At 64.0% G+C, this 9,582-nt stretch carries 9 protein-coding genes and 1 pseudogene; 5 read left to right on the forward strand and 5 right to left on the reverse strand.

Features of this window, described 5'->3' with window-relative positions; all coding sequences use genetic code 11:
• A partial coding sequence (locus ABNU55_RS15405; protein ID WP_348764568.1) for a methylmalonyl-CoA mutase family protein occupies positions 1-896 on the reverse strand: 896 nt, incomplete at its 3' end.
• A complete protein-coding gene (locus ABNU55_RS15410) occupies positions 893-2,833 on the reverse strand; it encodes a methylmalonyl-CoA mutase family protein (protein WP_290752307.1) in 1,941 nt (646 codons plus the stop codon). The genes ABNU55_RS15405 and ABNU55_RS15410, both read right to left, overlap by 4 nt.
• A 178-nt stretch (positions 2,834-3,011) precedes the next feature.
• Between ABNU55_RS15410 and ABNU55_RS15415 the strand changes: the two genes are divergently transcribed.
• Together ABNU55_RS15415 and ABNU55_RS15420 are read left to right on the forward strand one after the other, a co-directional pair.
• On the forward strand, positions 3,012-3,269 hold the full coding sequence (locus ABNU55_RS15415; protein WP_290752309.1) for a hypothetical protein: 258 nt from the start codon (positions 3,012-3,014) through the stop codon (positions 3,267-3,269).
• Between the two features lie 206 nt (positions 3,270-3,475).
• A complete protein-coding gene (locus tag ABNU55_RS15420; protein ID WP_290752311.1) occupies positions 3,476-4,099 on the forward strand; it encodes a hypothetical protein in 624 nt (207 codons plus the stop codon).
• Between the two features lie 55 nt (positions 4,100-4,154).
• On the opposite strand, the gene ABNU55_RS15425 is transcribed toward ABNU55_RS15420, so the two are convergent.
• Entirely contained in the window at positions 4,155-4,898 is a 744-nt protein-coding gene (locus ABNU55_RS15425) for a pyridoxine 5'-phosphate synthase (RefSeq protein WP_290757753.1), read from the reverse strand.
• A gap of 174 nt (positions 4,899-5,072) precedes the next feature.
• Here ABNU55_RS15425 and ABNU55_RS15430 point away from each other — a divergent pair, with 174 nt between their 5' ends.
• Positions 5,073-5,642 (forward strand): carboxymuconolactone decarboxylase family protein, encoded by a 570-nt coding sequence (locus ABNU55_RS15430; RefSeq protein ID WP_290754382.1) that lies wholly within the window; start codon positions 5,073-5,075, stop codon positions 5,640-5,642.
• A 12-nt stretch (positions 5,643-5,654) separates the two neighbouring features.
• Positions 5,655-5,945 (forward strand): HigA family addiction module antitoxin, encoded by a 291-nt coding sequence (locus ABNU55_RS15435; RefSeq protein WP_290754381.1) that lies wholly within the window; start codon positions 5,655-5,657, stop codon positions 5,943-5,945.
• Here the strand turns inward: ABNU55_RS15435 and ABNU55_RS15440 are convergent.
• Positions 5,916-7,514: an ABC-F family ATP-binding cassette domain-containing protein gene (locus ABNU55_RS15440; protein ID WP_290754380.1), complete on the reverse strand. Its 1,599-nt coding sequence runs from the start codon at positions 7,512-7,514 to the stop codon at positions 5,916-5,918. The genes ABNU55_RS15435 and ABNU55_RS15440 overlap by 30 nt on opposite strands.
• Before the next feature lie 186 nt (positions 7,515-7,700).
• Here ABNU55_RS15440 and ABNU55_RS15445 point away from each other — a divergent pair, with 186 nt between their 5' ends.
• Positions 7,701-8,993, forward strand: coding sequence for an NADH:flavin oxidoreductase/NADH oxidase family protein (locus tag ABNU55_RS15445; RefSeq protein WP_290754379.1), 1,293 nt, complete (start codon positions 7,701-7,703; stop codon positions 8,991-8,993).
• A gap of 14 nt (positions 8,994-9,007) precedes the next feature.
• Here the strand turns inward: ABNU55_RS15445 and ABNU55_RS15450 are convergent.
• A pseudogene (locus tag ABNU55_RS15450) lies at positions 9,008-9,582 on the reverse strand (hypothetical protein); the annotation flags it as partial.

A 9,582-nucleotide genomic window follows, 5' to 3' on the forward strand; every position in this document is an offset into this window, starting at 1 on the left:
GCCCAGAGCAGGCGCGCGGCGCGCATCTTGGCGACTTCCATGAAGGTGTTCATGCCAATCGCCCAGAAGAAGGAGAGGCGCGGCGCAAACTTGTCCACATCCAGGCCCGCATCGACACCGGCGCGGATATACTCAATGCCGTCGGCCAGCGTATAGGCCAGCTCCAGATCCGCCGTCGCGCCGGCTTCCTGCATGTGGTAGCCGGAAATGGAGATAGAGTTATATTTCGGCATGTTTTCAGACGTGTAGGCGAAGATGTCCGAAATAATGCGCATCGATGGCTTGGGCGGATAGATATAGGTGTTCCGCACCATGAACTCTTTCAGGATATCGTTCTGGATTGTCCCGGCCAGCTTGTCCGGGCTGACGCCCTGTTCCTGTGCGGCCGCGATATAGAGCGCGAGGATGGGCAGAACCGCGCCGTTCATCGTCATCGACACTGACATCTGGTCGAGCGGAATGCCGGAAAAGAGCGTGCGCATGTCATAGATGCTGTCGATGGCAACGCCTGCCATGCCGACATCGCCTGACACGCGAACATGATCGGAGTCATATCCCCTGTGGGTTGCAAGGTCGAAGGCGACCGACAGGCCTTTCTGACCGGCTGCGAGGTTGCGGCGATAGAACGCGTTGGAGTCTTCCGCTGTCGAGAAGCCCGCATACTGGCGCACCGTCCAGGGCCGCTGGGTATACATGGTCGGGTAGGGGCCACGGCCGAACGGCGCGAGGCCTGGATAGTCATCAAGGAAGTCGAGACCCTTGGTGTCTGCCGACGAATAGGCTTTGGCGAGGTCGATACCTTCAGGCGTCTCCAGCTCGCGCTTGCGTGTGCCGGACGGGGCGGACGCTTGCGGGGTACCAAGATCGAGCTTGGTGAAATCAGGGAAGGTTGTCATTTCTCGACTCCCAGTTCGGCCTGCGCGATCTGCAGCATGTCTACCGCGTCGCAGCCCATGAAGATGTTGTTGTCGATGGCGGCCGCTTCGAACTTGCCAGCGAGGAAGACGCGCGCGGCGCCTGCGTCTTTCAGCGCCTTGGCGGCGGCCTCGGCCTCGTCCTCATAGCGTTTGTCGGCGCCGCAGATCGCGGCGATCTGGCAGCCGGACGCCTTGAAAGCATCGGCCAGCACCTCTGGCGTTTCGGGCATCTTGGCCGCTTCGACCGCCTCGACGCCGCCAGCGGCGAAGAGGTTGCGGGCAAAGTCGGCGCGGGCCGTGTGTTCGGCCAGCGGGCCGAGGGTGGCGATGAAGATGCCGGGGCGTTTGCCTGTCCTGTCGGCATGAGCATTGGCGCGGTCGCGCAAGGTCTCGAAGTCGCGGGCAAGACGGATCGGTGCCAGCGGGTCGGCTTCGGTGGTGCTGCCCGACTTGTCCGGCAGGTCTTTCAGGAAGCTGTGCAGCCCTTCGCTGGAGACCGATGCCGCCTTGCTCTCGAATTTGATCTCGGCCACCGGCGCCTCATCGGCATCGAGCAGCGGGAACTCGCTGACGCCGGTCAGCGGACGCTTGCGTTTGGCGATGGCGGCAAAGCGGGCCTCGCGCACCTCGGCGATCCGCTTCTGGAGGTTGCCCTTGGCGAGGCTGGCGACAAGGCCGCCTTCGGCCTCGATCTCCTGGAAGACGGCCCAGGCGGCCTCTGCCAGTTCGTCGGCGAGCGTTTCCTCAAACCAGGCGCCGCCGGCCGGGTCTGCGATCTTGCCGAGGCCGGACTCCTCCATGGCGATGATCTGGGTGTTGCGGGCTGTGCGGCGGCCAAGTTCCTCTGGCACGCCGAGCGCTTCATTGAAGGCGCGAACCGTGACAATGTCGGCGCCGCCAACCGCGCTGGCAAAGCAGGCGGCGGTATTGCGCAGCATGTTCACCCATGGGTCATAGCGCGTCAGCATCCGCGCGGAGCTCACCGACTGGAGCAGCATTGGCTCAGCCTCGAGCTCCATCGCGTCCAGCACACGCGCCCAGAGACGGCGCGCGGCGCGCAGCTTGGCGATCTCGATCCCGTAATTGCCGCCTGCCGCAAGCGTGAAGACGGTCTGGGACGGATAGGCGCTGGCATCATAGCCCTGATCGGCGAGCCGGCGCATCGTGTCGACGGCATGGGCGATCAGCACGCCCAGCTCCTGCGCTTCGGAGCCGCCAGCCTCATGGACAGGGCGGGCATCGGCGCGCAGCGTGGTGGATTTGGGGTAACGCAGGCAGAGAAGGCGCGAGAGCTCGGCTGTGCGCACGAAGGCTGCATCGATACCGCCCTCGACCTCACCCTTGCGCATCAGGAGGCCGATCGGGTCGATATTGAAGGCGAATTTGAGCGTGCCGGCGCCGCCCTGCTGCTCGCCCCATAGCGCCAGAAGCCCGGCGAGCGAGGTGCCGGAGCCCATGCCGCAATGGTCGAGTGCGACGCTGGCAATGTCTGCGCGAACGCCATTGAGCGCTGTGGCCAGCGTATCGGCATCGTGAATCGCAACGCCGGATTTGCCCGTGCAGTCTACACAAAGCTCGATAGACGAGACGCCGCGTTCGAGGTCTCGTAGGATCTCTTTATTGGTGACTTCGGGATCTGGATGACCAAAGCTCTGGCGGATGTCCCAGGGCAGGAAGGGGTCCGGCTCGGCGCTGGCGCCGCGCAGATAGGGGGCTTCGCCGGGCGCGCCGCGCGGGTCGGTCGCGCTTGGAAAGCTGCTTTCGCGATAAAGCGGCTCTATGGTGAGGCCATCATCTGTCTTGCGCTGAAGCCGCTCCACCCCGCCGCCTTTCAGCGCCTTGGAAACCGCTTCCAGCCAGTCAGCCTCATTCGCCTCGTCGAAGGCGCTGCTCAGTTTCAGAAACCCGTCTGCCATATCTCAACCGTACTCGTTTTCGTGCTTGCCTGTATAGGGTTCGCGCCGGCTCGAAGGTCAAGAGTTTCCATCGCGGCATTCCTGCTGTGAGGGGCTCTGGACTATGTATTTTCCCTCATTTGACTCCTGCGCCGCAATCAGCGCAAATGAGAAGCAGTCGCAAAAAGGGAGTCGGCTCATGCAGTATCTCGAAAACAGACAGGGCGGGGCGGCAGGTGCCGCGCGCACACATCGCAGCCCCTGCGGCGCCTCGCCAAGGCCCGTGCCGGGCGCTGGTCAGGGGCGGCTTCTGGACTGGATCGACAGCCAGGCGAGGGTGACGCGAATCTGGCTAGACCAGCTGATCGCCGAGGGCGACCCGCATGACATGATCAGCCTGATCCACCGCCAGGCCGCCTGGCTGGACATGATGCGCTCGCGTCTGGTGGAAAACTAGAAAACACGCAGGCGGAAAGTCCGGGCGTTTCCCCGGTTTTTGACGGTGCATGGGCGGTACATGGACGGTGTACCGGCGGTGTCCGGGCGGGCCTGGCAGAGTGCTTGGGGCAGGTATGGCCTGTTTCCCGCCCGGAAGCCCGCGTGTGGACGGTCTTTCAGGGAATTTCTTCCGCCCTCTGCCTCGCCCGGCGATAGTGGCCGGCGATGACCCATGCCGTTCCCGATTTCTCGGCGCTGCCAGTCGGCCGTATGCTGACCATATTGAAGCTTGAGAGAGGGCTTCGTCATGGCGAGACCTATGAGGTGCTGGCCAAGCGGCTGCGTATCTCGCTCAGCGCGTCGAAAGTGTGGGCGCGCGAACTTGGCTTTCGCAAATGCGACCTTGAGCTTGAGACCGCGCAGACACGGGCCGCCCGGCAGGTGCGATGGGCTCTGGCCCTCTTAGACCTTGGCCGGCACGAGGAGGCAGGGGCCTGGGAAGCCGAAGCGCGCAAGCTGGAAGGGCTTCTCTCCCGGCTCAGGAAGCGGGCCGCGCTCGACAAGACGCGGCCCGACCCGATGGCCCCGGCGCTCGATCTTGTGGACCGCGTGCGCGCGTCACTGGGCGAAGACGCGGAGGCGAAGGATGCGTTCTGCGCGATTGCCGAGTATTATACCAGGCTGCGCGCGGCGGGCGCGACCTTGCTGGCAGACGGGCAGGTTGAATGGCTGAATGGCCAACAAGGCGAAGTGCCGGAAACGCCGGCCTGGCTGCCTTGCGACCCGTGGGCGGTGCTGGATGAAGCAGGCTGGGAGGTGGAGGTTGGCCGGGCGCTGGCGCTGCTTTGATGGAGCGCCCAGCTGGTTCTCATGCTTCGACAGGCCGCGTTCCGGATATGGTCGCCTATACCACCTGCCCACAGGCGCGGCGGAAGCGGCGGACGGTTTCGGCCATGCCATAGGTGAGGGCGTCGGAGGTGAGGTTGTGGCCGATGGAGACCTCTGCGAGGTCCGGTATCCGCGCGATGAGGGGCGGAAGGTTGTCCACGGTGAGGTCATGGCCTGCATTCACTTCGAGGCCATGGCTGTGGGCGGCGTCTGCGGTGAGGCCGAGCTTTTCAAGCTCGCCTGCAGCCTTTGCCGGATCGTCGACGGCGCCGCCATAGGGGCCGGTATAGAGCTCGATCCGGTCGGTGCCGGTGCTGACGGCTGGCTCGACCTGGTCCGGGTCCGGATCGCAGAAAAGGGAGATGCGCGCGCCGGTCTGTTTCAGCCGGCTGACAATGGTCTGGAGTTTGTAGGCATGGGTCTTGAAGTCCCAGCCATGGTCCGAGGTTGCCTGTGAGGGATCGTCGGGGACCAGGGTGATCTGGTGCGGACGAATCTTTTCCACCAGCGTCATGAAGGCCTCATTCGGATAGCCTTCAATATTGAATTCGCGGTCCGGAAATTCCTGCATGATCAGATTCATCAGGTCCGGGACATCGGCGCGGGTAATATGGCGCTCATCGGGGCGGGGATGGACGGTAATGCCGGCGGCGCCCGCCTCCAGCGCAATGCGGCTGAGGTCGACAACGCTGGGCCAGGGCAGGCCGCGCCGGTTTCGCAGGAAGGCGACGGCATTTACGTTGACAGAAAGCTCGGTCATGGCCGCTCCGGGAGGTTTGTCTGGCATCTATGCCAGCATTTAGGGGATGAACGCACCGTCCGCCATAGCCGATCCCGAGAGAATGGACTTTCACATCAATCATGGGCCTGTCGCTATTTCAGCCCGTGCGCGATAGATGAGCACGAAAAAAGAAGAGCAAAGCGAGGAACACGGATGAGACTGAAGGCCCCGAGAATAGCGCCGCTTTCCAATGATGAGATGAGCGACGAGCAGAAACAGATGATGGGCGAGCGGTTCGACCGCAATGCCATCTTCAATGTCTTCCGCACGATTGCACGTGCGCCGAAGGCCTACAAAGCCTTCATGCGCTGGGGCGGCTATATCCTGTCCGACCGCAACGATCTGTCGGCGCGGGACCGCGAACTGGTGATCCTGCGGGCCGGCTATAACTGGAAATCGGGCTATGAATGGGCCCAGCATGTCGTGATCGGCAAGGAAGCCGGCCTCACCGATGAAGAGGTGGAGCGCATCAAGGCGGGGCCGGAAGCAGAGGGCTGGAGCGCAATCGATGCGGCCATGTTGCAGGCCACCGATGAGCTGACCTCTGACGCCTTCATCACCGATGCGACCTGGGCGCGGCTGTCAGACCTCAGCGACAAACAGAAGATGGACCTCGTCATGACGGTTGGTCAGTATACGCAGGTGTCGATGATGCTGAATTCGTTCGGCGTGCAACTGGATGATGGCCTGAAGCTTGACCCGGATCTGGATGGGCGCGGATAGAAAGGGACTGAGATGAAATCGCTTCAGGTGCCGGTTCATCCCGGTGAAATTCTCAAACATGAGTTTCTGGACGAGATGGGTCTGAGCGCGGGCATGCTGGCACGTCACATTCATGTGCCGCGGACGCGGATCGAACGTCTGGTCAAGGAAGAAACCTCAATGACCGTCGATACTGCAACGCGGCTCTCCAAGGCGTTTGGGACGACGGTCGCGTTCTGGATCAATTTGCAGGTCAATTATGACCTTCTGCGAAATGAACCTGCAGAGGACATTTCAGAGATCAAGCCGATCATCGCCGCTTAGGTCTATCCGCGCCTCTATCCCGATCGCTTCCAGAAACCGCTCGTCGTGGCTGATGGCGAGGAGGGCCCCGTCATAGGACTGGAGGGCGGTTTCGAGCAGGCTGACGGCGTCCATGTCGAGGTGATTGGTCGGCTCGTCGAGGAGGAGGAGTTCCGGCGGCTCTGGCGCGGCAAAGGCGGCGGCGAGGGCGGCACGCAGGCGTTCGCCGCCAGAAAGCGTGCCCGTCATCTTGAGGGCATCATCGGCGCGGAAGGCGAAACGGGCGAGCTGGGCGCGGGCCTCATTGTCATTCAGGCCCGGCACGAGCCTCTTCATATTGCCGATGAGGGAGAGGGCAGGGTCGAGCGCGGCGCTGTGCTGGTCTAGCAGGGTCATGCGGTCCGTATGCAGAGTAATCTCGCCTGAGCTGGGCGATAAGTCTCCAGTCATGAGCCTGAAAAGCGTGGACTTGCCGGACCCGTTCGGTCCGCAGATCGCAAGGCGCTGTGGCCCGCGAATGTCCAGGGAGAGCGGGCCGAAGAGCTGGCGCGCGCCGAACGCCATTGTGACATCGCGCAGGGTGAGAACCTGGCGGGTGGCAGGCAGGCCGGAAGGCGGCAGCTCTATCGTCAGCGGCGTGACCCGTTCGAGCTGGGCGTCCGCTTCATTGAGGGCGGCCTGTGCTTCACCAAGCTGGCGGTTGGCGAGGGTCTGTCCGCGCGCCCCGGTGGCGTCCGCGCGGTCTGCACGGGCATCGAGCAGGACTTTGGGCTGGTCGCCGCGCGCCCGTACGGCCCGGCCGCGGGCATCCGACCTCTCCTGACGTTCCCGGGCCTGCTGGGTCTTGCGCTCTGTTGCCTTGAGGTTGCTGGCGGCGCTCTCTGCGGCTGCCTTTGCACGGGCGCGGGCGGCCTTGCGGGTGGTTTCGAACTCTGTCCAGCCGCCGCCGAACACGGTGCAGCCGACAGGCGTCAGCTCCACGATCCTGTCCATCCGTTCCAGCAAGGCGCGGTCATGGCTGGCGATGAGGAGCCCGCCTGGCCAGCTCGCTATAAGGTGCTGGACGGCGGCTCGGCCGTCCGCATCGAGATTATTGGTCGGCTCGTCCAGCAGGATGAGGTTCGGCTCTTCCATGAGGAGACGGGCAAGACCGATCCGCGTGCGTTCGCCGCCAGAGAAGCTGGCGATGCGGCGGCCTGTGTCCGTGCCCGCAAGACCCGTGCTGGCAAGCGCCTTGTCGAGGCGGGTTTCGAGGGACCAGTCGGCAAGGTTGAAGTCCTCCGCGCTGCCCTTGCCGGCCGTAATGCGGGCGAGGCGGGTGAGCGCCAGATCTATCCCGAGCGCCTCCGCGACCGTCTGGTTTTCGTCGAAACGCTGCTGCAGGACGCCGATGCGGCCGGTGGTGCTGATCTTGCCGGCTGTGGGCTGGACCTGACCGGCAATCGCGGCGAGCAGCGTGGACTTGCCGCAGCCATTGCGCCCGACAAGGCCGACAGCCTCATTGCCCAGCGACAGGGTCAGATTGTCGAAAAGCGGCTGGCCCTCAGGCGTGGCGAGGCAAATGGAATCGAGTGTGAGGAAGGAAGACATGGGGGACCTCTCGGGTCAGGCAAACAGGCAACGCGAACGGGGTGCGTGCTTGATCCATGTCTCTTCTTCTCCTCAGATGATCCGGGCTTCAAAATAGGCGCGAATGAAGGCTGGCGCAAGGAAAGGCGTGGACGGGGCCGGGCCGCCGCGCCATGCTGGCGGCTTCTCAAGGGGGAGGGCCTTGTCATGACCAGCATACTTCAGCAGCCACTTGACCTGCCATGCGGCGCGCGTCTGCCGAACCGCCTCTGCAAGGCGGCGATGACCGAGCATCTGGCCGGGCCGGACAACCGCGCGAATGAACGCCATGAGACGCTCTACCGGACATGGGCGGGCAGCGGCTGCGGCCTGCTGCTGACGGGGAATGTGCTGGTCGACCGGATGTATCTGGAGGGGCCGGGCAATGTCGCCATTGAGGGCGAACAGCCGCCAGAGCACCTTGCCGCGCTGCGCGCCTGGAGCGCTGCGGCGAAGTCCGAGGGCGCGCACGTCTGGATGCAGATCAGCCATGCCGGACGCCAGACACCGAAGATCGTCAATGAAGAGCCGGTCTCGGCCTCAGATGTGCAGCTGGACCTGCCGGGGGCGCAGTTCGGCAAGCCGCGCGCGATGACCGGGCAGGAGATCGAGGCGGTGATCGCGGGCTTTGCGCATGTCGCGAAGACCGCGAAAGAGACCGGCTTTGACGGCGTGCAGGTGCATGGCGCGCATGGCTATCTCATCAGCCAGTTCCTCTCTCCGCGCGCCAATCTGCGCACCGATGAATGGGGCGGGTCGCTGGAGAACCGGGCGCGTCTTCTGCTGCGTGCGGTGGACGCGGTGAGGGCGGCCGTGGGGCCGGATTTCGCGGTGGGCGTGAAGCTCAATTCGGCCGACTTCCAGCAGGGCGGCTTCAGCTTTGAGGAGTGTATCCAGGTGGTCGAGTGGCTGAACGGGAAAGCCATCGACCTGCTGGAGATTTCCGGCGGCAATTATGAGCAGCCCGCGCTTCTGGGCATTGAGGGCATGCAGCCAAAGGCCGAGCAGGCGGTGCGCAAGTCCAGCAAGGCGCGCGAGGCCTATTTCGTGGATTATGCCGCGATGGTGCGCGAGCGCGCGAAAATGCCGGTCATGGCGACGGGCGGTTTTCGCTCAAAACTGGCGATGGAAGAGACGGTGTCTGGCGGCATGGCGGACATGATCGGCCTCGGCCAGCCGCTCTGCACCGATCCGCACGGGCCGGCAAAGCTGCTGGCTGGCGAGGTGGAGCGGCTGGAAAGCCATGCGAAGACGATGCGGCTCGGCCCCGGCTTTCTCGGCCCCAATAGCGGGATCGGCATGGTGAAGATGATCAATGCGCTGGGCCAGATGGCCTGGAACTATCACGCCATCGAGGCCATGGGCGAGGGGCGCGAGCCACCGGTGAAGAAGGGCCTGCTATCGAGCTTCATCCAGCACAATGCGCGCCAGCAGAAGCAGGCAAAGGCGCTGGAGCGGTAGGGGCGTGGGAGGTCTCAGCCCTCGGGCGGCGCCCAGCCCGCCGCTTTGAGTTTCGCTTCGACGCGCGCAAGATTCCGGCGGGCCGCCGCTTCATAGGCCGGGGCGCGGCCGGTAAATTCTTCCAGTGCGAAGAGGCTATGGTTTCGCGCCGTGACCCAGTGCTCCGTTGATTGATCGCGGTCGCCCAGCGTCTCGAATGCATTTGCGAGATTGCCTTGCGTCATGGCCCAATTGAGAGGCACGCGGTCTGTGGTCCATTCCTTGAGGGCGTCCCGATAGGCGGCGATGGCGTTCTTGAGGGCCTGCTCATCGCCGCGCGCTCCGAGGACGCGGAGCGCATTGCCGAGATTGTTCTGTGTCATGGCCCAGTCGAGAGGCACGCGGTCTCTGGTCTTCTCCTTGAGGGCGTCCCGATAGGCGGTGATGGCGTCCTTGAGGGCTTGCTCATCGCCGCGCTCTCCGAGGGTCCAGAGCGCATTGCCGAGATTGTTCTGGGTCATGGCCCAGTCGAGGGGCACGCGGTCTCTGGTGTATTCCTTGAGGGCGTCCCGATAGGCGGTGATGGCGTCCTTGAGGGCTTGCTCATCGC

This window comes from uncultured Henriciella sp. (genome assembly GCF_964005855.1).
In the GTDB taxonomy this organism is placed as follows: Bacteria; Pseudomonadota; Alphaproteobacteria; order Caulobacterales; family Hyphomonadaceae; genus Henriciella.

Excerpts from the sequence above, each read along its gene's own strand:
- ABNU55_RS15410 (WP_290752307.1), bottom strand. The coding sequence starts at position 2,833 with ATGGCAGACGGGTTTCTGAAACTGAGCAGCGCCTTCGACGAGGCGAAT.
- ABNU55_RS15415 (WP_290752309.1), top strand. The coding sequence starts at position 3,012 with ATGCAGTATCTCGAAAACAGACAGGGCGGGGCGGCAGGTGCCGCGCGC.
- ABNU55_RS15420 (WP_290752311.1), top strand. The coding sequence starts at position 3,476 with ATGACCCATGCCGTTCCCGATTTCTCGGCGCTGCCAGTCGGCCGTATG.
- ABNU55_RS15425 (WP_290757753.1), bottom strand. The coding sequence starts at position 4,898 with ATGACCGAGCTTTCTGTCAACGTAAATGCCGTCGCCTTCCTGCGAAAC.
- ABNU55_RS15430 (WP_290754382.1), top strand. The coding sequence starts at position 5,073 with ATGAGACTGAAGGCCCCGAGAATAGCGCCGCTTTCCAATGATGAGATG.
- ABNU55_RS15435 (WP_290754381.1), top strand. The coding sequence starts at position 5,655 with ATGAAATCGCTTCAGGTGCCGGTTCATCCCGGTGAAATTCTCAAACAT.
- ABNU55_RS15440 (WP_290754380.1), bottom strand. The coding sequence starts at position 7,514 with ATGTCTTCCTTCCTCACACTCGATTCCATTTGCCTCGCCACGCCTGAG.
- ABNU55_RS15445 (WP_290754379.1), top strand. The coding sequence starts at position 7,701 with ATGACCAGCATACTTCAGCAGCCACTTGACCTGCCATGCGGCGCGCGT.